Annotated in this window: 25 protein-coding genes and 1 pseudogene; 8 read left to right on the top strand and 18 right to left on the bottom strand. The window is 64.9% G+C overall.

Features of this window, described 5'->3' with window-relative positions:
• The first annotated feature begins 3 nt into the window (after positions 1-3).
• The 3 genes from BHK69_RS21265 (at position 4) to BHK69_RS21255 (ending at position 2,724) form a co-directional block, all read left to right on the top strand.
• Positions 4-597 carry a helix-turn-helix domain-containing protein gene (locus BHK69_RS21265; RefSeq protein WP_069691843.1) on the top strand — a complete coding sequence of 198 codons (594 nt, stop codon included), beginning with the start codon at positions 4-6 and terminating at the stop codon, positions 595-597.
• A 124-nt stretch (positions 598-721) separates the two neighbouring features.
• Complete coding sequence (locus tag BHK69_RS21260; protein WP_069691842.1) at positions 722-1,792, top strand: NAD/NADP octopine/nopaline dehydrogenase family protein; 1,071 nt, start codon at positions 722-724, stop codon at positions 1,790-1,792.
• Between the two features lie 62 nt (positions 1,793-1,854).
• Positions 1,855-2,724, top strand: coding sequence for an amino acid ABC transporter substrate-binding protein (locus tag BHK69_RS21255; protein WP_158516254.1), 870 nt, complete (start codon positions 1,855-1,857; stop codon positions 2,722-2,724).
• Positions 2,725-3,123: 399 nt separating this feature from the next.
• On the opposite strand, the gene BHK69_RS21250 is transcribed toward BHK69_RS21255, so the two are convergent.
• From BHK69_RS21250 to BHK69_RS21225, 6 genes are all read right to left on the bottom strand, one after another.
• Positions 3,124-4,359 (bottom strand): MFS transporter, encoded by a 1,236-nt coding sequence (locus tag BHK69_RS21250; protein ID WP_069691840.1) that lies wholly within the window; start codon positions 4,357-4,359, stop codon positions 3,124-3,126.
• Positions 4,360-4,553: 194 nt separating this feature from the next.
• Complete coding sequence (locus tag BHK69_RS21245) at positions 4,554-5,411, bottom strand: alpha/beta fold hydrolase (protein WP_069691839.1); 858 nt, start codon at positions 5,409-5,411, stop codon at positions 4,554-4,556.
• Positions 5,412-5,495: 84 nt separating this feature from the next.
• Positions 5,496-6,497, bottom strand: coding sequence for an NADP-dependent oxidoreductase (locus tag BHK69_RS21240; protein ID WP_069691838.1), 1,002 nt, complete (start codon positions 6,495-6,497; stop codon positions 5,496-5,498).
• Positions 6,498-6,559: 62 nt separating this feature from the next.
• The gene (locus BHK69_RS21235) at positions 6,560-7,012 is read right to left on the bottom strand and encodes a DUF2147 domain-containing protein (protein WP_069691837.1); all 453 of its coding nucleotides are present in this window, start codon (positions 7,010-7,012) and stop codon (positions 6,560-6,562) included.
• A gap of 84 nt (positions 7,013-7,096) precedes the next feature.
• A complete protein-coding gene (locus BHK69_RS21230; protein WP_069691836.1) occupies positions 7,097-8,191 on the bottom strand; it encodes an alkene reductase in 1,095 nt (364 codons plus the stop codon).
• A 60-nt stretch (positions 8,192-8,251) separates the two neighbouring features.
• On the bottom strand, positions 8,252-9,040 hold the full coding sequence (locus tag BHK69_RS21225) for an SDR family NAD(P)-dependent oxidoreductase (RefSeq protein ID WP_069691835.1): 789 nt from the start codon (positions 9,038-9,040) through the stop codon (positions 8,252-8,254).
• Between the two features lie 110 nt (positions 9,041-9,150).
• On the opposite strand from BHK69_RS21225, the gene BHK69_RS21220 reads away from it, so the two are divergent.
• Positions 9,151-9,720, top strand: coding sequence for a TetR/AcrR family transcriptional regulator (locus tag BHK69_RS21220; RefSeq protein ID WP_069691834.1), 570 nt, complete (start codon positions 9,151-9,153; stop codon positions 9,718-9,720).
• A gap of 143 nt (positions 9,721-9,863) precedes the next feature.
• On the opposite strand, the gene BHK69_RS21215 is transcribed toward BHK69_RS21220, so the two are convergent.
• The 11 genes from BHK69_RS21215 to BHK69_RS21165 form a co-directional block, all read right to left on the bottom strand.
• Positions 9,864-10,571, bottom strand: a complete 708-nt coding sequence (locus BHK69_RS21215) for an SDR family NAD(P)-dependent oxidoreductase (protein ID WP_069691833.1) — start codon at positions 10,569-10,571, stop codon at positions 9,864-9,866.
• Entirely contained in the window at positions 10,568-11,638 is a 1,071-nt protein-coding gene (locus BHK69_RS21210; RefSeq protein ID WP_069691832.1) for an ABC transporter substrate-binding protein, read from the bottom strand. The genes BHK69_RS21215 and BHK69_RS21210 overlap by 4 nt, the downstream gene beginning before the upstream one ends.
• A gap of 43 nt (positions 11,639-11,681) precedes the next feature.
• The gene (locus tag BHK69_RS21205) at positions 11,682-12,521 is read right to left on the bottom strand and encodes an amidohydrolase family protein (protein ID WP_069693851.1); all 840 of its coding nucleotides are present in this window, start codon (positions 12,519-12,521) and stop codon (positions 11,682-11,684) included.
• A gap of 17 nt (positions 12,522-12,538) precedes the next feature.
• Complete coding sequence (locus BHK69_RS21200) at positions 12,539-13,606, bottom strand: ABC transporter substrate-binding protein (protein ID WP_069691831.1); 1,068 nt, start codon at positions 13,604-13,606, stop codon at positions 12,539-12,541.
• Between the two features lie 51 nt (positions 13,607-13,657).
• Positions 13,658-14,530: an ABC transporter permease gene (locus BHK69_RS21195; RefSeq protein ID WP_148663528.1), complete on the bottom strand. Its 873-nt coding sequence runs from the start codon at positions 14,528-14,530 to the stop codon at positions 13,658-13,660.
• A complete protein-coding gene (locus BHK69_RS21190) occupies positions 14,530-15,339 on the bottom strand; it encodes an ABC transporter ATP-binding protein (RefSeq protein WP_069691830.1) in 810 nt (269 codons plus the stop codon). Before BHK69_RS21190 ends, BHK69_RS21195 begins: the two co-directional genes overlap by 1 nt.
• A gap of 76 nt (positions 15,340-15,415) precedes the next feature.
• Positions 15,416-16,627, bottom strand: a complete 1,212-nt coding sequence (locus BHK69_RS21185) for a sialidase family protein (RefSeq protein WP_069691829.1) — start codon at positions 16,625-16,627, stop codon at positions 15,416-15,418.
• A 55-nt stretch (positions 16,628-16,682) separates the two neighbouring features.
• Positions 16,683-17,813: an iron-containing alcohol dehydrogenase gene (locus BHK69_RS21180; protein ID WP_069693849.1), complete on the bottom strand. Its 1,131-nt coding sequence runs from the start codon at positions 17,811-17,813 to the stop codon at positions 16,683-16,685.
• A gap of 80 nt (positions 17,814-17,893) precedes the next feature.
• Complete coding sequence (pdxA, locus tag BHK69_RS21175; RefSeq protein WP_069691828.1) at positions 17,894-18,934, bottom strand: 4-hydroxythreonine-4-phosphate dehydrogenase PdxA; 1,041 nt, start codon at positions 18,932-18,934, stop codon at positions 17,894-17,896.
• The gene (locus BHK69_RS21170; RefSeq protein WP_069691827.1) at positions 18,931-20,040 is read right to left on the bottom strand and encodes a four-carbon acid sugar kinase family protein; all 1,110 of its coding nucleotides are present in this window, start codon (positions 20,038-20,040) and stop codon (positions 18,931-18,933) included. Before BHK69_RS21170 ends, pdxA begins: the two co-directional genes overlap by 4 nt.
• A 1-nt stretch (position 20,041) precedes the next feature.
• Positions 20,042-20,809, bottom strand: coding sequence for an HpcH/HpaI aldolase family protein (locus BHK69_RS21165; protein ID WP_199578964.1), 768 nt, complete (start codon positions 20,807-20,809; stop codon positions 20,042-20,044).
• Between the two features lie 234 nt (positions 20,810-21,043).
• On the opposite strand from BHK69_RS21165, the gene BHK69_RS21160 reads away from it, so the two are divergent.
• From BHK69_RS21160 to BHK69_RS32265, 3 genes and pseudogenes are all read left to right on the top strand, one after another.
• Positions 21,044-21,790, top strand: a complete 747-nt coding sequence (locus tag BHK69_RS21160) for a FadR/GntR family transcriptional regulator (RefSeq protein WP_069691825.1) — start codon at positions 21,044-21,046, stop codon at positions 21,788-21,790.
• Positions 21,791-22,286: 496 nt separating this feature from the next.
• Positions 22,287-22,802, top strand: coding sequence for a SixA phosphatase family protein (locus BHK69_RS21155; protein ID WP_083269591.1), 516 nt, complete (start codon positions 22,287-22,289; stop codon positions 22,800-22,802).
• A gap of 92 nt (positions 22,803-22,894) precedes the next feature.
• Positions 22,895-22,987, top strand: a pseudogene (locus BHK69_RS32265) (IS5/IS1182 family transposase); the annotation flags it as partial.
• Between the two features lie 19 nt (positions 22,988-23,006).
• On the opposite strand, the gene BHK69_RS21150 reads toward BHK69_RS32265, so the two are convergent.
• Positions 23,007-24,023, bottom strand: coding sequence for a LacI family DNA-binding transcriptional regulator (locus BHK69_RS21150; RefSeq protein WP_069691824.1), 1,017 nt, complete (start codon positions 24,021-24,023; stop codon positions 23,007-23,009).
• 295 nt (positions 24,024-24,318) lie between these two features.
• Between BHK69_RS21150 and BHK69_RS21145 the strand changes: the two genes are divergently transcribed.
• Positions 24,319-25,560, top strand: coding sequence for an ABC transporter substrate-binding protein (locus tag BHK69_RS21145; RefSeq protein ID WP_069691823.1), 1,242 nt, complete (start codon positions 24,319-24,321; stop codon positions 25,558-25,560).
• The last annotated feature ends 6 nt before the right edge of the window (positions 25,561-25,566 follow it).

Genomic DNA, 25,566 nt, shown 5'->3' with positions numbered 1-25,566 from the left:
GCCATGACCGAGCTCAGCGCCCCGCAGATCGGACCGATCATCCAGCGCCAGCGCAAGGCGCGCGGGCTGACGCTGCAGCAGCTCTCGGGCCTCTCGGGCGTGTCGAAGTCGATGCTGTCGCAGATCGAGCGCGGACAGGCCAACCCGACCTTCGCCGTGCTATGGAGCCTGACGCAGGGGCTGAAGATCGATTTCGCGGCGCTGCTGCAAGGCGGGCAGGCGGTGCCGAGCGATACCACGATCGAGATCGTCCCGTCCGAGCACACGCCGGAGATCCGCAGCGCCGACGGCTCCTGCCGGCTGCGCATCCTCAGCCCTCCAAGCCTGGCGGGCACGACCGAATGGTACGATGTCGAGATCGCCGGCGGCGGCAGGCTAGACAGTGCGCCACATGCGGCGGGCGCCTGCGAGCACTTCACGGCGCTGTCGGGGCAGTTCCTGATCACGAGCGGCGCATCGACCTATCCGGTCAAGGCCGGCGAGACGGCGCGCTATCCCGTCGACGTTCCCCATTCCATCAGCAATGCCTCGCACCGGCCGGCTCGCGGCCTGATGGTGCTGCTCTATGGCAAAATCGGGCAAGGCAGGGCAGCTTGACTCGTTTCCGCTATAACGGATCGTCTCTGCTCGCGGAGATGCCCGCACTGCCCGAAGCATTCACGGCCGCGCGCGTTCATTGCGACCGTTCTTCCCCTCAGGATCGAGCAAAGGCATCTTTCCCATGCGCGTAAGCATTCTCGGCGCCGGCGGTGCGGCCTATGGCGCTGCCGCCCAGCTCTTCGTCGGTGGTCACGACCCGATGCTGTGGTCGCCGTCAGGCCAGAGCACCCGCGAACTGGCGGCGGGCGCTCCGCTGCAGGCGACGACGGCGATCGAGACGAGCTTTCAGCCCCGGATCGCATCCAGCGCCAAGGAGGCGGTGACCGAGTCCGACGTGGTGATGCTGGTGATGCCGGGTAATGCCCATAAGATGGCGCTGGAAGCCACGGCCGCGCATTTGCGCGAGGGGCAGCCGGTCATCATCAGTTCGCACGCCTCGTTCGGCGCGCTCTATCTCTCGAAGCTGCTCGCCGCTCGCGGCGTTCGCGCGCCGATCATCGCCTGGGGCACGACGCTGACGACCGGCCGCAAGACCAGCCCGACCGTGGTCGGCGTCAATTCGCTGCGCTCCAAGATCGATATCGCGACCGTGCCCGAAGCGGGACTCGATGAAGGTCATGCGCTCTGCACGACCCTGTTTGGCGAGCGTTTCGTCAAGCGCGACGGACTCTTGGCGATCGCGCTCAGCAATCTCAACCCGCAGAACCATCTTGCGATTGCGCTGTTCAACCTGACGCGGATGGAGCGCGGCGAGAGCTGGGGCCAGGCCGAGAACGTCACCCCGGCTGTCGGCCGCGTGATGGAGGCGCTCGACGCCGAGCGGCTGGCGATCGCCGAAGCCTTCGGGCTTTCGGTGCGAACGATCAAGGAGCACTATGCCTTCTCCTATCAATTGCCGGTCGCCAGCATCGCGGAGATGAACGCCAATCTGCATGGCCAGGGGCGCGGCGGCTTCGGCCCGACGATGCTGGAGAGCCGCTATGTGCTGGAGGACGCACCCTTCGGCCTGTTGCCGACGGTTCTGCTTGGCCGGCTCGTCGACCGTCCGGCGGTGCTGCACGAGGCTGGGTTGACCGTGCTTTCGGGCGCCTATGGCCGTGATTTTGCTGATGACAACGACCTGCTGCCGTCTCTCGACTTCGCGCAGATGACGCGCGAGGAGCTGCAAGAACGGGCGCGCCTTGGATTTTGATGGCCTCGCGTCCGGAAGGGCGGGGCGACGAGCTGAACGACTACGGCAAACGGGAGAAGACCATGCGACTGAACCTTGTCACCGTCACAAGCGCGCTGTTGGCGCTCGGCATGGCGGCCTCCGCCCAGGCGCAGGAGGTCGATGCGATCGTCAAGAAGCTGCGCGACACCAAGACGATCACCATGGGCATCCGCGAGACGCTCTACCCTTACGGTTATCTCGACAATGACAAGAAGCCGGCCGGCTACGCGGTCGAGTTCTGCCAGCGCATCATCGAGGAGATCAAGGCCGAGCTGAAGCTGCCGGAGATCCAGATCAAATACGTGCCGGTCAACATCCAGAACCGTCAGGCGTTGGTTGCCAACGGCACGGTCGATCTCGAATGCGGCGGCACGGTCAATACCTTCGGCCGCAACAAGCAGGTCGATTTCTCCTCCGTCTCCTATGTCTCGACGAGCCAGCTTCTGGTTCTCAAGGCCTCGGGCATCACCAAATACGAGGATCTGAACGGCAAGGTCGTGGCCGTCGCCACCGGCGGCAGCAGCGAGCCGGACCTCAAGAAGCTGGTCGCCGATAAGAAGCTCAATATCCGCGTCCAGAACGTCGACGATCATGCCGCTGCGCTGATCTCGGTCGAGACCCGGCGCGCGGACGCCTATTTCAGTGACAACGGGGCGTTCTACAGCCTGATCCGGCAGTCGAAGAACCCTGACGCCTTGACTATCGTCGGCGAGGAATACGGCTATGCGCCGCAAGGCTTCATGGTGCCCAAGCTCAATCCGACGATCCTGTGGATCGTCAATCACGCCATGGGCAAGATGTTCAAATCCGGTGAGGCCGAGGTGCTGTTCGACAAATGGTTCGGGCCGTTCGGCGTCAAGGTCGGGCCGAGGCTGCGGGCGGCCTGGGCGACGCAATCCTACGCTGAATGAGGCCACGGACCGGCGGGAGAGGGGGGCGTTCCAGCGTCTCTCTCGCCGGTCCGGGCATTGCCCGGGAGGAGCGGGAAGCTGCGCTGGAACAAGCTGCGCCCCGTGAAATCAGGAAGCGAGTCATCCCGGACAAGCCGCGTCAGCGGCGCTGATCCGGGATCCATTCCGGTGCCTTGCCGATCAGTGCTCAGGAATGGATCCCAGGTCTATGCGGAGCTGCCCTGGGGTCGGCCGAAGGCCGGACCCGAGGGCTGCGCCCGGGATGACCGGGGCGTTTCAACGTCAATGCGAACGCCGCTAGGGCATTTTCGAGCGAAGTGGACACCGGTTCGCGTGAAGGAAATTCGATAAAACAAGGAGTTAGGGCAGTTTCGCGATTCGGAGAAACGCGGAAATGCGCTAGCGCTTGCCCATTTCGATGTCGGGCATGGTCGGCGGCGTGCGGCCGCGCTCGCTTTCGGGGATGACCGGCGAAGGGTTACGCGACATGCGCAGGGCGAGATAGGCGGCCGTTGCGATCGACAGCACGACGAGATAGGCGAGCAAACCCTGCGGGCCGAGAAGCTGCATGAACAGCGTCGCCGCGAGCGGTCCGATGGCCGAGCCCACGCCCCAGAGAAAGAGCAGCCGGGCCGAAAGCCCGACAGCCTGCTCCTGCCCCAGGCGAAAATAGGCATGGGTGACGGCGACCGTGTAGAGCGGGATGCTGCAGCCGCCGATCAGCATGAACAGGCCGAAAAGCCAGAGTCGGTCATGCGTCGAACCGAGATATAGCAGCACCCCGAGCAGGGTTGCAGCCAGGGTGACCGCGCTCGCGGCCGTCAGCATGATGACGCGGCTGGCGATGCGGTCGGCGAGCAGGCTCATCGGCCATTGCAGCAGGAGCGCGCCGATCTGGATTGCGGCGGTCAGCAGGATCGTCGCTCGCTGGTCGAGGCCGATCAGGATGCCGTAGGCCGGCGCGACATTGGTGAGGGGACCACCGATCAGGCCGACATAGAGGCAGCCGACGACGGCCGCCGGCGCGTGCCGCCACAAGGTCTTCAGCCTGACCGAGACGACCTCGCTCGATTCGGGGCCGCGCGCCCGGGTGAGCGCCACGGGGATCAACGCGAACGAGAACGCCATGCTGGCGTAGAGAAAGACGTCATGCGCCTGGATCGCGACATAGCCGACGCCGATCTGGGAGCCGATCAGGGCAAGGCGGTTGAGGATCTGGTAGATGCCGAAGATGCGGCCGCGATTGCTGCCCTTGGCCTGGCCGCTGATCCAGCTCTCGATGCAGATGCCGTGACCGGCCGCCGACAGGCCCATGACGAGCCGCGACACGCCCCACAAGGCCTCGGGGATCATCGGAAAGCTCAAGGTCGAGGCGGCCTGAAGCGCCGCGAAGACGGCGAAGCCGCGAATATGGCCGATGCGGCGCACGAGCGAGGGAATCGCAAAGCAGCCGACGAGAAAGCCGATCGAATAGGCCGAGCCGACCAGACCGATCAGGAGCGGCGGCTGGTCCGCTATCGCCATACGCAAAGGCACGACCGTGTTCACGATCGTGCCGGCCACCTGCAGGATCAGCGCTCCCGCGACGATCGCGCCGAGCGCGGCGACCGAACCGCTATGGGCCTTTTCTGTCACGGCTCCGGATATCCAGGACGCTTCCTCCGGAAATCATCTGCCCGGCTTCCCCGGGAAAAGCCAGACGAAATATCCTTGCTCGCGCAGATGCGGTTATTCGCGGCGCCGAAAGACGGCGCATCAATGCGCCGTTACACCAGAGCATGACGGCGCTCGAGCCAGCTGTCCCGGGACCGTGCCCTAGCCTGGAGGCATCAGCGCGCGAGGAACTCGAAAGCCTTGCTCACGAACGCCTCGTGATACTGGAAGATGCCTCCGTGTCCGGCATCCTCATAGAGAACGAGTTCCGCATTCGGCAGGCGGCGTGCCAGGTCGAGCGAGTTGCTGCTGGGCACCATCTTGTCCTTGTCGCCATTCGCGACCAGGACAGGCTTCCGGATCGTGCCAAGATCCTGTCGCGCTTGCCTGCCCCAAGCATGGATCGCCTTGAGTTGCCTCAGGAACGCCGTCATCGCAATCGGCTTGTCGCGAGCTACCTTGCGTTCCTGGAGCCGGCTCAGAAAGGCTTTTGCGGCGCGGCGGCCATTCGCGGTCGAGGTGAAGAAGAGGTAGAATTTCGGGTCCCGGAACGTCAACAGCCCCTTGATGATGAGCGGCCAGGATACAGACCCGACCTTTTCGATGCCTTCGCCCCCCGCAGGTCCGGTGCCCGCTAGAATGACCTTCCGGATGAGATCGGGCTCTTTCAGGATGATGTCCTGCGCCACGAAACCGCCAAGCGAGAAGCCGATCAGATCGACCTCCTCGAAGCCCAGCGCGCGGATGAAGGCAATTGCGTCCTTGGCCATCTCCGCCACCGTGAACGGCGCCTTGCCGCCCGAGGCGCCGACGCCACGATAGTTGACGGCGATCACGGGCCTGCTCGCGGCAAGGCCGTCGACAATGCGGGGATCGAAGTTATCCAGCACCGCGCCCCAATGGTTCAGTAGGACCACCGGGACACCGGCCACGGGCCCGAGCTGCCGGTAGACGAACGTCGTCCCAGCAACATCAATGCTCCTGGTCGGCGCGTCATTCCACTTCACGGAGTTGGTTTGTGATGGATGGGACATGTTCACGATGGTTTCCTTGGATGAACGCGACAGACGCACGCCATCGCTGCCGCCCCCTGCTTCCAGGCAAAGACGACGCAATCTTCACTTCAGCCGGACGACGACCTTGCCCTTCGACCGTCCCGTTTCGATGTAGGCCAAGGCTTCGTTGGTCGCTTCGAACGGGAAAGCCCGATCCATGACGGGGCGAATGATCCCGGCTTCGATCAGCGATGTGATCTGGCGCAGTTGCTCGCCGCTCGCCCGCATAAACAGGAACGAATAGTTGATCCTCCGCGCCTTGGCTTTCCTGCGGATGCCGAAGCTCAGAAACCGCATGACCTGCTTCAGCACCCAGTTCAGCCCTTGTTCCCCGGCGAAATCGGGGTCCGGCGGACCGGAGATCGAGATCAGCTTGCCGCCGGGCTTCAGCACCTTCAGGGATTTTTGAAGCGTGTCGCCGTCCAGGCTGTTCAACACCACGTCGTAGCCGGAGAGGACCTTCTCGAAGTCTTCGTTTTTGTAATCGATGACGACATCGGCGCCGAGGCCTCTGACCAGCTCGGCATTCGCCGTGCTCGTCGTTGTCGCGACCGTCGCGCCGAGATGCTTCGCCAGTTGGATGGCGAAGGTGCCCACGCCGCCTGAGCCCGCATGGATGAGGACCTTCTGCCCTTTTCGCAGATCGGCTCGTTCGACCAGCACCTGCCAGGCCGTCAGCCCCACCAGAGGGATGGACGCCGCTTCCTCCATGGTGAGGTTCTTGGGCTTCAGCGCCAGGTCGGCTTCGTTTATGGCAATGAATTGCGCGAATGTTCCGACCCGGCCATCGCGCGGCCGGGCATAGACCTCGTCGCCCGGCTTGAAATGCCGGACCTTGGGCCCGATCCGAATAACGATTCCGGCCAGGTCGTGTCCCAGGATGAAGGGCGGGCGATAGGGCAGGATGAGCTTGAATTCGCCATCGCGAACTTTCGAATCCAGAAGATTGAGCCCTGCTGCGTGGATCTCGACCAGGACATCGTCATCCCGCAACGCCGGCTCCGGCATCTCGCCAAGTCGCAGCGCGCTCTTCTTCTTGTATCGATCGACAATGAAGGCTCTCATGATATTTTTCTTTCTACGGGTTTTTCTCTGGATCGAGCAGTTTTCCCGTCGATATCGGATGCCTATTCCTGGCGTTGCCAAATCTGCGAACGACCCAGCAATGATACACCGATATAGCCGCGCACGTTTAGCGTCTTGCCGCCATCGGTCAGGTAGATCTTGCTGCTATAGGTCTTGCCATTATCTGGATCGAGGATTTGGCCGCCGGTAAATTCGGCGCCGTCCTTCTTCAGGCCGGACAGGATCACCAGGCCGATGACGGGCGCATTCTTCAAGGCGCCCTCGCACTTCGTACAGGTTGGGCTTTCGTTAGGGGCGAGGAAGACTTTCTCGATCTTGCCCTGGAGCGCACCATTCGCTTCCGTGATGCGGATCAGGGCCCTCGGCTTGCCGCTGGTATCGTCGACGTTCTTCCACAAGCCGATAGGCGAGGCATTCTCCGCCCAAGCGGCAGAGCCCATGAGCGCAGCAGCCAGGGCGAACGCGAGAACACCTGTTTGTTTTAAAATGCGCATTCCGGTCGTCTCCAGGATTCTCTGCGTGGTCCGGCCAGGGAGCTTGCCGAGGTCGAGGGCACGCTCCAGCGCGCCCTCGATGGGTCAGGAGCGGCTTGCGGCTGCGATGGCGGGATAGTCGGTATAGCCCGCGGCGCCCCCACCATAGATCGTGGCAGGATTGACCTGCGCCAGCGGTGCTCGGGTTTCCAGCCGCTCCACAAGGTCGGGATTGGCGATGAAGGGTCGGCCGAAGGCGAATAGGTCGGCCTTGTCCTCGGCCAACCGCGATGTCGCGAGGTCGAAATCATAGCCGTTATTGGCGATATAGGTGTTCCTGAAGCGCCGGCGGAGCGATCCGAAATCGAACGGCGCGACGTCGCGCGGCCCGCCCGTGGCGCCCTCGACGACATGGATGTAGACGATGCCCAAGGCGTCGAGTTGCTCGACGATATAGTCGAACTGTGCCTGGGGATCCGTAGCCGCGACGCCGTTGGCCGGTGAAACCGGCGAAATCCGGATACCGGTGCGCTCGGCGCCGATTTCCTCGACCACAGCACCCGCAACTTCCAGCATCAGGCGGGCGCGGTTCTCGATCGATCCGCCATAAGCATCGGTGCGGACATTGGCGCTGTCCTTGGCAAACTGGTCGAGCAGATAGCCATTGGCGCCATGAATCTCGACGCCATCGAAGCCTGCCGCGATGGCGTTCGCGGCGGCCTGCCGGAAGGCGTTGACGATGCCCGGAAGCTCGTCGAGTTCAAGCGCGCGGGGTTCCGAAACGTCAAAGAAGCCATTGTTGACGAACGTTTTGGTTTTGGCCCGGATCGCAGACGGTGCAACCGGAGCCGCCCCGTTTTCCTGGAGATCGACGTGCGAGACGCGGCCGACATGCCAGAGCTGCAGGAAAATCCGCCCGCCCTTGGCGTGCACCGCGGTCGTGATCTTGCGCCAGCCTTCGATCTGAGCCTGGGAGTAGATGCCGGGCGTGTCCTGGTAGCCCTGTCCCTGCTGCGAAATCTGCGTGGCCTCGGAAATCAGCAGGCCGGCCGACGCTCGCTGGCCGTAATACTCAGCAGTGAGATCGCCCGGAACGAAGCCCGGGCCAGCGCGATTGCGCGTCAGGGGGGCCATGACGATACGGTTGGAGAGGGTCAGCGAGCCGAGAGTATAGGGCTCGAACAGCGTTTTGCTGGTCATAGGTCACCTTGGTTTGTCCCGCAGCGGCGGGGTCGTTTATCGAAATGACTTCGTTGGTGCTCAGGCGAGCGTGCGGTATCGCTCGGCGGGGTGTTCGTTCCGATAGTTCGGAAGCATGGCCTGGCGCGCGGCCTGAAACGCGTCCCACTGCCCGGCGTCGGGAAGCGGCGGGATGGTCACCGGTTCGCGGCGGTCGAAGCCGACCAGCGCCGCATCGACCAGATCGTTCACCTCCATCACGTTGGAGAGCGTGTTGATGTCGGCGCCGACATGGCCCCAGATCTCGGTTCGCGTCGTGGCGGGAAGCACGGCCTGGACGTAGACACCCTTCGGCGCGAGCTCGAGACTGAGGCCCTGCGACAGAAAGAGTACGAAGGCTTTGGTTGCGCCGTAGACCGTCATGCCGAATTCCGGCGCCAGGCCGACCACGGAGCCGATGTTGACGATCGCTCCTTCGCCGGCCTTCGCAAGGCGCGGGGCGATGGCGCTGGCAAGCCGCAGAAGTGCGGTCGTGTTGAGCGCAACCAGCCGCGCGGCGTCATCGGTGCTCTGCTCGATGAAGCTTCCGCCGATGGCCGTTCCGGCATTGTTGACGAGAATCCCGATGCGGACATCGTCGCGCAGCCTCGTTTCTACCGTTGCAAGCTCGGCAGGCTGCGTAAGATCGGCCTGAATGATGTCAATCGCCACGCCATTTTCCTGACGCAGACGGGCCGCCAGGGCCTCCATTCGCGCGATGTCACGGGCAACCAGCACAAGGTCGTGCCCGCGGCGCGCGAAGCGCTCGGCATAGGCGGCTCCGATGCCGGTGGAGGCGCCGGTGACGAGGACTGAGGGGATCGCGGTCATAGGATTGCTCTTTTCTCTTCGTGAACCTATATTCATGATGGTTATCATGATTGATGTTAAATATGATGACCATCATGTAAATGTCAACGGAGCCGGCGGAGAATTTTGAAATGAAGGTCAGTCGAGAGCAGATGGCGGAGAACCGTCGCCGGATTCTGGAGGTTGCCAGCCGGCTGTTTCGCGACAAGGGGTTCGACGCGGTCAGCGTGGCGGAGGTGATGAAGGCCGCCGGGCTCACCCATGGCGGCTTCTATGGCCATTTCAGTTCGAAGGACGACCTGATCGCGCAGACTCTTGCCCATGCTCTCGCCGTCGGTGCAGGGGAAGGCGGCGATTTTCGCGCTTATGTGGGCGATTATCTCGCGCCGCGTCATCGCGACAACTGCGCGGGGGGCTGCCCGACGGCGAGCCTTGCCGCGGCCGTCCGCCATCAGACCCCGGCGGCACGCTCGGCCATGACTGACGGCCTTCGATCGCAAATCGACCGTATCGGCAAGGCGCTCCCGGAGTTGGATGCAGCCGACAGGCGTCGCGCGGCAATCGGAAGCTTTGCGGCGATGGTGGGGGCAGTGATCCTCGCCCGGGCGATCGACGATCCCGCGCTTTCGGATGAGGTCCTGGAACAGACGCGTGAGTGGATCGAAGCTGGGATCAAGCCGCAGTCTGCCAGCGCCAGCTGAGCGAGGGCACGCTTGGCAACTGGCGTGCGATCGTAGCTCCCAGGCCACGAGCTGTGCCGGTGACGCAAACGGATTTGGTGCGGAACTTCGGCTCGGTCATGCCGGATACCGTTTGGTGGGGGCCGACCGATGGCGCAGGCTGCTCAAAGCGAGGCTCCGCCACAGACGATGATCTGCTGGCCCGTGATGCTGGCTGCGCCTTCAGAGAGCAGGAACGCCGTGGTCGCCGCGATTTCCTCCGGCTTCACGAGGCGGCCGATCGGCGGCATCTTCGGCGCGACCGATGCCCGTCTTGGGTCTCTGAGCATTGGTGTGTCGGTTGCGCCGGGCGCCACGACGTTCACAGTGATCTGCCGTGGAGCCAACTCGATGGCGAAGGAGCGGGCCATGCCCACCACCGCGGCCTTGGTCGCCGCATATTGCGCCCGCCCGGGAGATCCGGCTGCCGTGCGGCTGCCGAGCAGGACGATGCGCCCGCCATCCGGCAGCTTTGGCACAAGTGCCTCAACGATCTGTTCTGCCGCATCGACATGGAGCCGCCACATCGTTCGCGCGTTTTCCGGATCGAGTTCGCCGAGCCGGCCGACGCGCAGGATGCCTGCGGCGTGCACGATGGCGTCCAGCGGACCCAGGCCCTCAAGCGCTAGGCTAAGTGCCTCCCTGTCGAAGAGGTCGACCGGCTCATGTGCCAGCCCCGGATCCACGAAGGCGGGCGTGCTGCGGCTGAAGCCGACGACGTCCCAGCCCTCGGCGAGCAATCGCTTCGCGATTGCCTCGCCGATGCCGGAGCTCACGCCGGTGACGAGCGCGCGTTTCGCGCGCCCGTCCTGTGTCGAAAGCGCCTGCGTCATCCGGTGAAGGACCGCGCCTGCGCCCTGATCTTCTCGACGTCGAAGTCGTTGATCTTGTCGATCAGGTCATTGGTGTAGACCTTTGAGAAGTCGGCGATGGCCCAGTCGTTCATCTTCGCCTCGGTGACGAATTCGTCGACCCGGATGCTGCCCATCTTGGCGCCGGCATAGGGCGGCTCATAGAGCTTGATGCGCCGGCTGATCGCCTCCAGTACCGACTTCACGGCCTGCTCCTCGCTGGAGCCGCGCGGGGCGGTCTCGGGATAGAGCTTGAGGAAGGCTTTCGCGCCGGCCGCGGGGTTCTCCAGGATGAAGCGCGAGGCCTTGGCGGTCGAGCGGCCGAAGCCGATGAAGAGATCGCGCTCGGCCTGGATCCTCTGACGCAGGCCCATCAGGAACTGGCCTCCGATCATCGGCAGGTTGCTGGGGCGCGGCAGCAGATCCAGCGGGATGCCGGCGCCGTCGATGATGCCGAAGCCGGTGTCGTAATAGGCGAGGGCGTCGATGGCGCCGCGCTGCAGGGCGACACCGGCCGGCACGCCCGCGCCGACGGCCGTCCATTTCACGTCCTTGTCGGGATCGACGCCGAGCGACTTCAGCACGTTGCGGGTGACCGGATATTCGGTGCCGCCGAAATCGGAGACGCCGATGTTCTTGCCCTTGAGGTCGGTATAGGCCTTGGCGGTCGAGCCGGGCTTGACCGCGATGTCCCATTTATAGGGGTAGGTGTACTGGTAGAACCATTGCGCGTTGCCCCACTCGTTTCGGGCCAGGATCGGTAGGGCGTAAGAGGGCACGCCGATGCCGACATCGACGTCGCCCTTGTCTGTGGCGACCTGGACGTTGGCGTTGCCGCCGAGCGCCAGCCCCTGGACCTTGAAGCCTTCCTCGGCATTGTAGCCGAGCGCCTCGCCGATCAGTAGATTGATGACGCTGGAGTTGAGCGATTTCAGCCCGACGCCAACCTTCACGGTCCGCGTCGCCTGCGCGAAAGACGAGCGCGGTCCCATTGTCAGCGCAGCCGCGAAGGCGCCGCTTGCCAGAAGCCATTCTCTGCGTGTCGTCATGGTTTCTCTCCCTGCTTGCCGATTGGGCCCGGTACGCGAGCCGTTACTTGAAGCCATAGAGTCGTTCAGCGTTTTCGCTGAAAATCTTCTTGCGAAGGGGCTCGTCAAAAACGCTGCAGAGCTCTTCGAATAGTCTTTGCGTGTCAGGCACGACCTCCATCAGCGGATGCGGCCAGTCGGTGCCCCAGAGGCAGCGCTCCGGCGCGGCGGCTGCGAAGCGCCGCAGGAACGGCGCCATCTCGTCGCCCTCACCGCCTGCCGGAAGCGATCGGTAGCTGATCAGCTTGATCCAGCATCGCCCGGTCGCGAGCAGGTCCAGCATCGCCCGCATCGCCTCCTGATCCTCGCCTTCGCGCGGATCGATCCGGCCGCAATGATCGATCACCACTTCGACAGGCAGATCGCGAAGCAAAGCCGCATGCTGCACGATCTGATCGGCGCGCGCGTGGAGCTGGATGTGCCAGCCCAACTCCGCAATCATGTTCGCCTGGGTTCGGATAGCGTCGGCGTCGATGCGCTTATCCGATATGGCGTTGAGCCGGATGCCGCGTACGCCACCTTCATGCAGACGATGAAGCTCTGCGACGGACGTGGTCCCGTCGATGATGGCGATTCCGCGTGCACGATCGGGGCCCAGTATCTGCACCGCATCGAGCATCGCTGCATTGTCGGTGCCGTAGCAGCCGCCCTGTACGACCACCATGCGGTCGATGCCGAGGCGCTCGGCAACCTGATGATAGGCCGCGGCGGTCGCCTCCTGCGGCGCATAGGAGGGATGACGCGGCAGCGGGAAGCGGTCATAGGGGCCGAAGACATGGAAATGCGTGTCGCATATCCCGACAGCGGCAGGCGCATCGACGAGCCGCGCCGTCGAAGCGTCCATCTCTGTGGCCCCGATGCTCATGCGTAAGCCAGCGCCTGCCGTTTGATCTCCTCCCGATCGAAGCTGTTGATCTCGTCGATCAACTCATTCGTCAGAAAGGCATCGAACGAGCTGATCTTCATGTCGTTCATCTGCGCCTCGATCCGAAACTCCTCCGGATTGATGCTGCCGATCTTCGCGCCGGCATATGGCGGGTCGTAGAGCTTGATGCGTCGTGCCGTCGCGAGGAGCACCGACTTGATCGCATCCTCTTCGCTCGAACCGCGGGGCGCCGCTTCAGGATACATCTTCAGGAAGGCGCGGGCGCCCGCGCGCGGGCTAGCGGCGAGGAACACCGAAGCCTTGGCGACCGACCTACCATAGCCGACCATCAGGTCGCGGTCCTTCGCGATGCGTTCGCGCAGCGCCATCAGGAACTGCCCGCCGACCATGGGCACGTTTTTCGGAAGCGGCAGCATCTTGAACGGGATACCGGCGCCTTCGATCTGTCCAAAGCCGGTGTCGTAATAGGCGAGGGCGTCGACGGCGCCGCGCTGCAGTGCGACACCGGCAGCGACGCCAGTGCCCACCGCCGTCCATTTGACGTCCCTGTCCGGGTCAAGGCCCAGGCTACGCAGAACGTTCTTGGTGACCGGGAATGCCGTCTCCGCAAAATCCGGCACGCCGATGTTCTTGCCCTTGAGCTCCTCATAGCTCGTCAGCGTCGATTCCGGCTTCACCGCCACGTCCCATTTGTAGGGATAGGTATACTGGTAGAAGTGGATCGCCTTGCCCCACTCGCCCTTGGCCAGGATCGGCAGGGCAAAGGAGGGCACACCGGTCGAGATGTCGGAATCGCCGCGATCGATGGCGACCTGAGCGTTCGAGACGCCGCCCACCGTCATGAACTGTGCCTTGAAGCCCTCGGCCGCGTTGTAGCCGAGCCCTTCGCCGATGAGCAGGTTGACCAGGTTCGGCGCGATTGTCTTCTGACCGATCGCCACCTTCACGGTGCGAGCCGGCTGGGCGAACGCCGAGCGGGCCGGCAGGGCCAGCGCCGCCGCGACGGCGCCACTGGCGAGAAGCCATTCTCTGCGTGTGACCATGATGTTCCTCCCGTTATGGCTTATTGCTTTTGGTCGTCTAGGTTTGCTCGATCACTTGCGGCCGCGCTCGCCCCAGTGGACGATCTTCTTTTCCAGCCCGCGTACGATGGCGTGGAGCGTGATTCCCATGGCGCCGAGGATGACGAGCGCGGCGAAGACGCCGGCCACGTCGGTCACCGCCTGCGCCTGGGTGATGACGACGCCCATGCCCTGCTGCGCGCCGAGGAACTCTGCGACGATGGTGCCGAGCAGCGCATAGACCACCGCCATGTCGAGCCCGGCGAAGATGAAGGGCGCCGCATTGGGCAGCTTGACGATGCGATAGGTCTCGAAGCGCGAGGCCGAGAGCGAGCGCATCAGGTCGATGCGTTCGGGCTCGACGGCGCGCAGGCCGGTGAAGCTGTTGATCAGCATCGGGAAGAAGGCGAGCAGCGCCGAGATCGCGATCTTGGAACCGTCGCCGAAGCCGAACCAGATCACGATCAGGGGCGCGATCGCGACCTTGGGCAGGCTTTGCAGCGCGAAGGCATAGGGCATGATCAGCTTCTCGATCAGCCGGCTCTCTGCCATCAGCGAGCCGAGCGTCAGGCCCAGCGCCGAGCCGAGGAAGAGGCCGATGGCGGCATTCTTGAGTGTGCCCCAGAGCGGCAGGTAGTAACCGAGCGGACTCGACGGGCTGACCGCGATGCCCGACCACAAGGCCTTCCACACCGCAAGCGGCGTCGGCAGGATGTAGGACGGGATTTCAAGGTACTTCACCGACAGGGCCCAGGCGCCGAACAGAACGGCGAGGCCGACGAGCGTGATCGCCGTGCTGTTGACGCCCTTGGGCTCGCGCTTCTTGCCGGCGGCCGCCTCGGGCTTGGGCGGGGCGCGTTCGATCGAGACGGAATCCGCGATGATGGTGGTCTGTGCTTGGCTCATCATTCGTCTCCCGACGCGTTCAGAAGTCCGCGGATTTCCTTGGCCAGCGCCGGATAGGCGGGGTGGCTGATGATGGTGTCGTTGCTGCGCGGACGCGGGATCGGCACTTCGAGTTCGCGTATGACGCGGCCGGGCCTTGCCGACATCACCACGACGCGGTCGGCGAGGAAGATCGCCTCCGAGATCGAATGCGTGATCAGCAGCACGGTCTTGCGGCTGGCCTGCCAGATGCGCTGCAATTCGAGGTTCATGCGCTCGCGCGTCAGCGCGTCGAGCGCGCCGAAGGGCTCGTCCATCAGCAACACGCGCGGTGAGCGCACCAGCGCGCGGCAGATGCCGGCACGCTGCTGCATGCCGCCCGAAAGTTCGTAAGGGTAGCGGTGGCCGAAATCCTTGAGGCCCGTGACGTCGAGCAGACGGTCGATGTCCTCGGCCTGCCCGACCTGCTTGCCGCCGACGCGCAGGGGCAAGGCGATGTTCTCGCGCACGGTGAGCCAGGGCAGGAGGTTGGCCGCCTGGAAGACGACGCCGACATCGCGCGACGGGCCGGTGATGCTTTTGCCGTCCAGCGCCGCATTGCCGCTGTCATAGTCGTCGAGCCCGGCGAGGATGCGCAGCAAGGTCGACTTGCCGCAGCCCGAGGGGCCGACGACGCAGACGAATTCGCCGTCCTTGATATCGAGGTCGATGTTCGACAGCGCATGCACGCTGCCGCCGGCATAGGTCTTGTCGAGGCCGCGGATGCGGATCAGGTCGTGCTGTGGCGAGGACGCCGTATTCAGAGGATGGATTTGAGCGAGTGCAGGCATCTGCGGTCTCCCTGTTCTTGGTCTTGCTGTTCTTGGTCTTGTTCAGGCTTGGGTCTTGTTCAGGCCTGGATCTTGTTCAGGTTTGGGCCGCCCAATCGGGCTCAACGCGGACGTATTTGATGGCGCGGCGGAAATAGGTGAAGGCGATGTGCAGCGCCCCGTCCGACGCCTGCGTGATCGACGGGTAGGAGAACTCGCGGTTGAGCTGGTCCTTGGAGTTGTTGGTCATGCAGAAGCCGTCGCCGGTTTCGAGGTCGCGCATCACCGGCCAGCTCCGGCCGCCATCGGAGGACAGCGCCAGCGTCATCGGCGCGCGCGGCGCGCCCCAGAAGGCGGTGCGATGCGGCGCGGCCGGGGCAGGGGCGGCCTCGGCTTGTGGTGCGACGCCTTCCTCGTCCTCGATGTCGTCATAGAGGCCGGTGCGCCGGTCGGTCGCGTCGGCCGCGCTGGAGTGGTTGAAGACGAGCGCGATGCGGCCGTCGGCCAGCACGGTCGCCTGGATCGAGGAGTTGTTGTTGGGCAGCGCGGTCGGCTCGGGCGCCGTCCAGTTGCGGCCGTCGGTCGAGCGGCTGGCATAGATGAAATCGGCCCAGCGGCTGCGATAGAACGCGACGAGCCCGTCCTTCGTCTTCAGCACGTTCATGTGCACGCAGCCGGTCGAGCCGGGCACGGTATGCTCAACCCAGCTCTTGCCGGCGTCGGAGGAGACGCGCACTGCGCTGATGTCGTGATCGCCGACCCATTTGGCGCCGGGCACGCTGACGCAATGGAAGACCGGGATCACCCAGTCGCCATTGTCGAGCACGATGGGGGGCTGGCGCACGAACAGGCCATGGCCCTTTGGCGCCTCGAACAGGGTCTCGATCGGTCCCCATGTCAGGCCGTGATCATGTGAGACGCGCTTGCGCACCAGCGCCGTGTCCTGGTTACCGGAGATCTGCGCCGTCCAGATCAGCCAGAGCTCGCCATTGGGCGTGGTGAAGAGGATCGGGTTCTGCTCGGAGCGCGCCGGATCGTCGGAGAGCTTGACGGGGGCCGACCAGCGATCGCTGCCCTTGGGCAATCGCGAGAAATAGGTCGAGATGTCCGGGATGCCTTCCTGCGTGCCGCCGAACCAGACGATGGCGAGATCGCCATTGCCGAGCACGGCGATGTTGGCCGCATGGTTCTGGACGCAAGGCGAGGGCAGATAGGCCTCGATGCGCTGCGCATCGCCCGCGCGCGGATGCAGGATGCCGCTGCGCTCGGAGAGGCCGGCAGGTGCGATGTCGGTCGGATGGGATCCCATCTCGGAAGACCTCCTTCTGGTCTGCGAGGGCGTCTGGCCCTCCTGCTAGCGGCGCTCAGTAGGCGGCTTCGTAGAGGGTCAGGATCTCGTCGCGGCTGATGTCGCGCGGGTTGTTGTCGAGCAGGCGGCGAATGGCGTGAGCCTCGCTCGCCATCGCCGGCAGATCGTCGCGTGGCACGGAGAGACGCGACAGCTTCATCTCGCAGCCGAGTTCGGCGCAGTAGCGATGGGCGCCCTCGAAAACCTCCTCCTGCCGGGCCGAGGCCTTCAGGCCGAGCGCGGCGAGGATCGCGGCGGTCTTTTCCGGCACGGCCGGCGCGTTGAAAGCGAGCGTATGCGGGAAGATCAGCGCGTTCGCCGCGCCATGGGCGATGTGGTGGCGCGTGCCGAGCGGATAGGCGACGGCGTGGCCGGCGGCCGTGTTGACCGGGCCCAGGCAGTAGCCGCCATAAAGCGAAGCGAGCGATAGGCCGGCGCGAGCCTCGATGTCGGAACCGTCGGCGATGGCACGGCCGAGGAAGCGGCCGACCAGGCGCACGCCCTCGAGTGCATACATGTCGATCAGCGGATGCGCCTTGAGGCTGGTGAAGGCCTCGACGCAATGGGCCATGGCATCGACGCCGGTCGCAGCGGTGACCGCCGGAGGCAAGGTCAGCGTCAGATCGGGGTCGATCACCGCGATGTCGGCGAGCATGTGCAGGCTCTGCACGGCGAGCTTGTTCTGCGTCTTGGGGTCGGTGACCAGCGCGCGCGTGCCGGCCTCGCTGCCGGTGCCCGCAGTGGTCGGCACCTGCATCAGGGCCGAGCGCTTGCCGGCGACCTTCTCGGGGCCGACGACGTCCTGGAGGGACTGGCCGGAGCCCGGCAGGACAGCGACGAGCTTAGCGAGGTCCATGGCGCTGCCGCCGCCGAAGCCGATGACGAGGTCAGGCTTCACCCGCTCGGCAACCGCAAGCACCGCTTCGAGATTGGGAAGGTCAGGCTCGGGGCGGACTTCGCCGAAGATCGTGACCTCACCGGTCAAGCCGAGCAGATCGACGCGGGCGGCGTTGAAGGCATCCGCCACGACCAGGATGCGCGAGAACCCCTGGGCCGTAGCCCAACGCCCGGCGAGCGACGCCGTGCCGGAGCCGAACTCGATGATCTTCGGCCGGGTGATCGCGATCGGCGTGGCGAGGCTCGCAATGGCGATCTGGCGGGGCGCGTGGATGTTCATGGTCGCCTCCCTTTGTGCTTTTGGCTTTTGGCGCTTTCAGGTTGGCGCTATCAGGCCGCGCGGTCGGCGCTGAGGCCGCGCGCCGCCGCCAGTTTTTCGGCGTATTCGATCGCCTCGATCAGGCTGAGCTCGTTGGCGATGCCCTTGCCGGCAATGTCGAAGGCGGTGCCATGGTCGACGGAGGTCCGCACGATCGGCAGGCCGAGCGTGATGTTGACGCCCGAGAGCGAATCCCAGGTGCCGGTTTCCGGATTCACGTTGAAGCCCAGGAACTTAACCGGGATGTGGCCCTGATCGTGATACATCGCGACGACGGCGTCGTACTGGCCGGCGCGCAGCTTGACGAAGACCGTGTCGCCCGGCACCGGCCCGACGACGTCGAGGCCATCGGCGACCGCCTTGGCGATCGTCGGCGCGGAGACCTCGTCATCCTCGCGGCCGAACAATCCGCCTTCGCCGGCATGGGGGTTGAGCGCGGCGACAGCGATCTTGCGCCGACCGAGATCGAGCGCGGAAAGCGCCTCGTCGGTGCGGTCGAGCACATAGCGCAGCCGTTCCGGCGTCAGCTTGGCGGGCACGTCCTTGAGCGCGACATGGGTGGTGACATGGCTCACCCGCATGCCGCCATGGGCGAGCATCATCACCGAGCCCTTGGCGCCGGTCAGCGTCGCCAGCATGTCGGTATGACCAGCGAATTTGTAGCCGGCCTTGTTCAGCGCCTCCTTGTTCAGCGGCGCCGTCACGATGCCGCCGATGCGGCCGGCCTGGGCGAGCTTCACGCCCTTTTCGACCGCGAGATAGGCGAAGCGGCCGCCATCGGAAGAGAGCACGCCCGGACGGATCGGCTCGCCCTCCGGCCCCGCCTGCAGGCAGGCGAGATGCGGCCAGGCCTCGGTCTCGGAGACCTCGGGAATGGCGATGTCGGCGCCGAGCAGGCGGCGCGCCTCGGCAAGCGCGGGATTGCTGCCGATGACGAGCAGGCGCAGATCGCCGCTCGCCAGCCTGTCCTTGAGGGCGAGGCAGGCCTTGACGATGATCTCGGGACCGACGCCGGCGGGATCGCCCATGGTGATGGCAAGGTGAGGTTTCATGCTGCCCCTCCGGCAAAGGCCGCGATCCGGGTCGCGGCGAGCTGTTGAAGAAGGTCCGGCGCGCCGAAGGCGCCCGATTTCGAGATCACGGCGACGCCGTCCCAGCGGCCGCCGCGCATGATCGAGCGCGGCACGCCGGGCATGATTTCGCCGGTGACGTCGAGGCGCTCAGTGCCGAGGCTCTCGCAGAGGCCGCGCAATGTTTCGCCGCCGGCGGCGAAGAGCGTGTCCGGGCGGTCGTCTAGATCCAGCAGGAGGGCGGCCAACCTCGCGTCGATCAGCGCGGCGGCGTCGCGACGCGAGGTGCCGTCCGGTAGTGCGACGCTTGCGACGACGATGCCGTCATCGGAGAGGCGCCGGGCGATTTCGGCATTGCTCGCAGGACCCAGAACCACGTGAAGCGGGCCGAGTCGGTCGAGTTGCTGGCCGATCGCTGGATGGTCCGAGCCGACGAGCCCGAGAACCTTGCCTGCGAGCGGGCGGTCATCGATCCGACGGATGAGGCCGGCTGCCCGCGCGAGCGCCGCCGCCAGCCCCGCACTTCCGACCCAGAGCACATCATCGAGCCCGGAGGCGGCCGCGATGATGGCGTCGAGATCGGCGTCGGTCTCGGCATCCCAGAGGCTGATGCCCGGGGGCAGGGCATCTCCCGGAACGGCTTGCGTGACGGCATGTCCCGCCGCTGCAAGCCCGGCGGCGAGATCGGCGGGCATCGGGCGCCATTCGCCATTCGTCCAGGCGCATTGCTGCCCGGCGCGCGTGATCCGGCGCTGCGCCGGGAAGGCCGGGGCGATAATGCAATGGGCCGGGCTGATCAGGTCGAGGATCGTGGCGATCTCGGCGACCTCCTGTCCACGCAGCAGGCTGTCGATCTTCTTATAGGCGAGGCCCGAGCCGCGCGCCCACAAGGCGGGAGCGATCGCGGCGACGGCGCTGCGGGCTTCCTCCGCCGAGATCTCGCGGCTGCGGCTGTCCATGGCGATGGCGCCCTTTGCGGGGGCCTCGCCACGCCAGCAGACCGCGACCGGCTCGGCGGGCGAACCGAACGCGGCCGCGCTGTCGAGCGCGCCGGTCAGGTCGTCAGCCAGGAGCCGGAGCGGGGCCATCTCAGCTCGCCCTCACCGCCGAGAGCAGCGCCTTGGAGCCGCGCACCACGATCGTGGTGTCGTTGGCGATGCCGACGAAATCGATGCCTTGCGCGACGCGGCGCACGGCCTCGGCCTCGTTATTGGTGAGGTAGCCGGCCGGCTTGCCGATGGCCTTCAGGCGGCGGAAGCCGTCATCGATCGCAGCCTGGACCTCGGGATGTTGCGTGTTGCCGAGATGGCCCATCGAGGCGGCGAGGTCGGCGGGGCCGATGAAGACGGCGTCGACGCCGTCGACGGCCGCGATCTTCTCGATATCGGCCAGCGCCTCGATCGTCTCGATCTGCACGATGACGCAGATCTCCTGCTGCACCTTGGCGAAATAGTCCGGGATCAGGCCATAGGCCGCCGCGCGCGAACTGCCGGAGACGCCGCGCACGCCATGGGGCGGATAGCGGGTGTAGCTGACGGCGCGGGCTGCTTCCTCGGCATTCTGAACATAAGGGAAGAGCAGGGTCTGGGCGCCGAGATCGAGCACGCGCTTGACCAGCACCATGTCGTTCCAGGCCGGGCGGATGATCGCTTCAGCGGGCAAGGCCGACATCGCCTGCAACTGGGCGACGACATCGCCGGGCTCATTGGGGCTGTGCTCGGTGTCGATCAGGATCCAGTCGAAGCCGACCTGCGCGAAAAGCTCCGTGAGCGTGGGGCTGACCAGCGTCGAGAAGATGCCGAGCATCTGCCGCTTGCCGAGATCGCGCTTGAAACCGTTCGTCCTGACGTCAGCCATCATCCACCTGCTGAAAGACACCCATCGGGGGGGCGGATCATGGAGGCAGATAGTCGCGCCGTAGCGCGCGGTCCTTGGGGTGCCTCCATAAGCCAGCCTCTTCGGGCCTTGACGCGGTTGGACATCATCCAGTCAGATATGTCAACATGTTGTAATTTGTATGCGGATATCAGCCTTTATCGGAGTTTTGACCGGGAGATTGACTGATTTGTAAATAGTTGTAAGTATGCGGCTATGGATCAGACCTCAGGCAAGCCAGTGCGTTCCGGGGACGCCATTCCGCCCTCGCCATTGGTGCAGCGCGTGCATCATCAATTGCGCGCCCGCATCGCCTCGGGCGAGTACGCCAGCCATTCGCGGCTGCCCGGCGAGCACGATCTGTCGGCGATCTACGGCGTGTCGCGGCCGGTGGTGCGCGAGGCGCTGCGCCGTCTGCGCGAGGATGGGCTGATCTTTTCCCGCCAGGGCGCGGGCACCTTCGTGCGCGGGACCGAGGCGGAGCAGGGCAGGGTGCTGGCCTTCGCGCCGGTTGGCACCATCGCGGATGTGCAGCGCTGCTACGAGTTCCGGCTCGAGGTCGAGCCGGCCAATGCCTTCTATGCCGCCAAGCGCCATAATCCGGCAGCGCTGGCGGCTATCGGCAGCGCCTTCGAGCTGTTGCGCGACACCACCCATGCGCATCGCCATCGCGAGGATGCCGACTACGCCTTCCACATCGCCATCGCGGAGGCGGCGAACAACTACTTCTTCCTGTCGTCGATGCAGGCGCTGAAAGACCACATCAATGTCGGCATGAAGCTGCATGGGCTTTCGCTGCTCGGGCCGGCGGGGGGCCTTGCCGGCGTGCTGGACGAGCATGCGCGCATCTTCGCGGCGATCGGCGCCCGCGACGCCGAGGCGGCGCGGGATGCGATGCGCATGCACATCAAGGGCTCCTATGACCGCCTGTTCGAGGGGCGGGTCCTGGATCTTGCGCTTTAGGTTTGTTTTATCGCGTTTTCTTCACGCGAACCGGTGTCCACTTCGCTCGAAAACGCTCTAAGCAGAACCTTCCTTGGCACGCCAACGAATATTCTGCTTAGGTCTTTGATTCGTCGCAGATTCTCGTCGGGAAACTGTGGGACACTTTTCCGGAATCTGCTTAGGGCTCAGACCCATTAAGTGGTTGGCTTCGCCTCCCCGGTGTGATTCACGGCTTCCGGGAGGAAGCACGGATGAATCGGGATCGTTTCTGGCTCACGGACGCGCAATTCGCGCGGATCGAGCCGCATTTGCCGACGGACACGCGTGATGAGGTTGCGCGAGGCACAAGCGGCTTGCTGCGATCACGGCGGCCTTCATCAAGAAAAACGGGAAGCCGCCTGTTGCGCGTTGACGGCCTCGTGGGGCAGCCAGCAGCTTTTTACTTGTCCGCCTTTCAGGTATTCTCACCCGCAGGGGATAGCCCCCGAGGCTTTTTGCGAACGAGGAGGCTGGAATGCGGTTGTCACGCCTGTGGTTCGGACTCGTGGTTCTCACGGCGAGCATCGCTCTCGCCCCTCTGGAAGGGTCTGCGCAACAGGCGATCCTCCTACTGAGGCACGCAGAGCAGACGCCCACGGGCGGAATGATGGAAGGTGATCCGCCGCTCAACGAGCATGGCCAGCGGCGGGCTGATCAACTCTCATCCCTGCTGAAGGATGCCGGAATTGCGGCGATCTATTCCTCCCAGTATACGCGCGCCCGGCAAACTGTGGAGCCGTTGGCGCAAGCTGTGGGGCGGGATATTCGCGTCATTCAGAAGGACGACCTGGCTGGTCTTGCCGCCAGGCTGAGCACGGAGCATGCGGGTGAGGTCGTCCTCGTGGTCGCTCATTCCGACACCATTCCAAAATTGCTCGCGGCGCTGGGACACGCGGCGCCCGTGGAAATCGGTCGCAGCGAGTTCAACAATCTGTGGTTCATCGTGCCCCGCGCCGATAACCCGCCGCTGGTGAGCCGGTTGAAGCTCTGACAGGATTGAAGGAGGAGCCTTATTCACGATGCCGGGCCAAGCCCGACAGCGGGCAGTCCCGGCTGGGAAGCCGTGCAGGCCCGGGATCCAACAACTTCCGCCGCGTCGCCACGCGATACGACCGAAACGCTGTCAACTTCCTCGCCGCCGTCCGCATCGCTGCAACCGTCAGTTACTGGTTATGAGTCCGGGCTCTAGCTTGGCTCAGCGCTCGCGCGTGCTGTCCCTCATGACGATCTCGGCCGGCAGATGGACCTCGCGGCTTGCAAGCTGACGACCCTCGATCAGATCGATGAGCATCGTGGTCGCGCGCGCGCCGATCTCGCTGCGGGCCTGGTGCACGGTGGTGAGAGCCGGGTTGTAGGCGCCGGCGAACTCGATGTCGTCGAAGCCGGCGATCGAGATCGCCTCCGGCACCGAGAGGCCGGCGGCGGTAAAGCCCCGGATCAAGCCCATCGCCATGGCGTCGTTGCTGGCGAAGACCGCATCGGGAAGCTCGGCAAGCGCCAGATAAGCGGTCGCGGCGGCTTCGCCCATGGCGAGCGTATAGTCGCCCGGGCGCACCAGCGTGGGGTCAGGTGCGAGGCCCCGCGCCGCCAGCGCATCCTGGTAGCCGGCGAAACGGTCATGCTCCAGGATGTTGTTGGGCGGGCCGGAGACATAGCCGATGCGGCGATGTCCCAATTGCAGCAGGCGCTCCGTCATCGCTCGCGCCGCCTCGCGGTTCGCGGTCTCGACATAGGGGATGTCGGAGCCCGGAATGCGCTCGCACAGGCTGACCGTCGGCACGGCCAGGCGGCGGCGCCCTCCCTCCGGGGCTGGCAGTAGGCGCCCGTTCAGCAGCAGCAGGCCATCGACCCAGCCGGCCTGGGCGAATTCGGCATGGTCGCGCTCGCGCTCGGGATCGTTGCCGGTATCGGCGATCACCAGCCTGTAGCCATGCTGGTGCAAGGTGTCGGAGATGCCGCGCAGCACCTGCGAGAAGAAGATGTTGGCGACGTCGGGAACGACGGCGAGCACGGCATGGGTGCGGTTGGTGCGCAGATTGCGGGCCGCAACATTGAGGACGTAGCCCGTCTCGAGCACCGCCTTTTCCACGGCTTCGCGCGTTTTCGGCTTCACCTGGTCGGGGGTGGCGAGGGCGCGGCTCACAGTGGCGGTCGAGACGCCCGCCCGTCTGGCGACGTCGTCGATCCTCGGTTTGCGCAGCCGTTCGTCCATGATCGTCCCTAGATCACGTCGCATTCGGACGGGACCGTCCGAATGCGACGTGATCGATTCTAAAAATTTAGAGCATTGCTCTTGCGAAAAACCGGTGCCCACTTTTTCGCGCAATGCTCTAGCCTCGATCTGCCCTACCGTTATCCCGGCGGCCTGCCAAGACGGCGTCTCGGAACGGCTTGACAGGCGTCGTTCCTGTGGCAGTATGGAAAAAAATGTAATCGATTACAAATCGAAATCGCAGCGCGCCCGGATACGGGTTCAACGACGATGCGAACACAGGGAGGACAGAATCATGAAACTCAAGCCTTGCTTGACGGCTCTCGCCTTGGCGTGCGCGGCCGGCGCCTCGTTCCAGGCGAATGCGCAGGAGATGAAGGCTGAGGTCATCCATTGGTGGACCTCGGGCGGCGAGTCGGCGGCGGTGAAGGTCTTCGCCGAACAATTCGCGAAAGCGGGCGGAACCTGGGTCGACACGGCGATCGCCGGGGGCGTCAACGCCCGCACTGCCGCCATCAACCGCGTCGTCGGCGGCACGCCGCCCACCGCCATGCAGTTCAACACCGGCAAGCAGTTCGACGAGCTGGTCGAGAACGATCTGCTGCGCGATGTCGACCAGGTCGCAACCGAGCAGAAGTGGAAGAGCTTCATGCCTCAGGCGATCATCGACGCCACCAGCCGCAACGGCAAGATGTATGCGGTGCCGGTCAATATCCACGGGCAGAACTGGTTGTGGCTGTCCAAGGCCGCGCTAGAGAAGGCAGGCGCCTCCGAGCCGGCGAACTGGGACGAGGCGCTCGTCGCACTCGAGAAGCTCAAGGCTGCGGGCCTGATTCCACTGGCCTTCAGCGGCCAGAAGACCTGGGAGCGCGGCCTCTTCAACGCCGTGCTGGTCGGCAAGGGCGGCACCGCCCTGTGGGCGTCGATCCATGGCAAGCGCGACCCGGCCGCGGCCAGGAGCCCCGAATTCAAGGCGGTCGCCGAGACCTATGGCAAGCTGCGCGGCTATATCGACCCGGGCGCACCCGGGCGGAACTGGAACGACGCCACCAATCTGGTGATCCAGGGCAAGGCCGGGATGCAGATCATGGGCGACTGGGCCAAGGGCGAGTTCGCCGCGGCCGGCCAGATAGCGGGCAAGGAGTTCGGCTGCGCCATTCTCTCGAACGAGGGCGGCTATGTGATGGGAGGCGACGTCTTCGCCTTTCCCAAGCTCAAGGACCCTGCCCAGCAGAAGGCGCAATTGGCGCTCGCCAAGGTGATGCTCGAGCCGGAAACGCAGATCCGCTTTGCCCAGAAGAAGGGCTCGATCCCGGTCCGGCTCGATCTCGACGTCAGCTCCCTCGACGCCTGCGCCCAGAAGGCGGTGAAGCTCCTGGCGGATAAGAAGCATCAGGTCGCCTCCCAGGAGATGCTCTCGCCACCCGCCCTGACCGGCGCGATGGAGGATGTGATCTCGCAATATTGGAACACGCCGGCGATGACCGCCGACGCCTTCATGGCGAAGGTTGCCGATGTGCTGAAGCAGCCTTTCTGAAGGTCC

The sequence above is a fragment of the Bosea vaviloviae genome (genome assembly GCF_001741865.1).
GTDB classification, from domain to species: Bacteria; Pseudomonadota; Alphaproteobacteria; order Rhizobiales; family Beijerinckiaceae; genus Allobosea; species Allobosea vaviloviae.
This window is presented reverse-complemented; position numbering and strand designations above follow the sequence as displayed.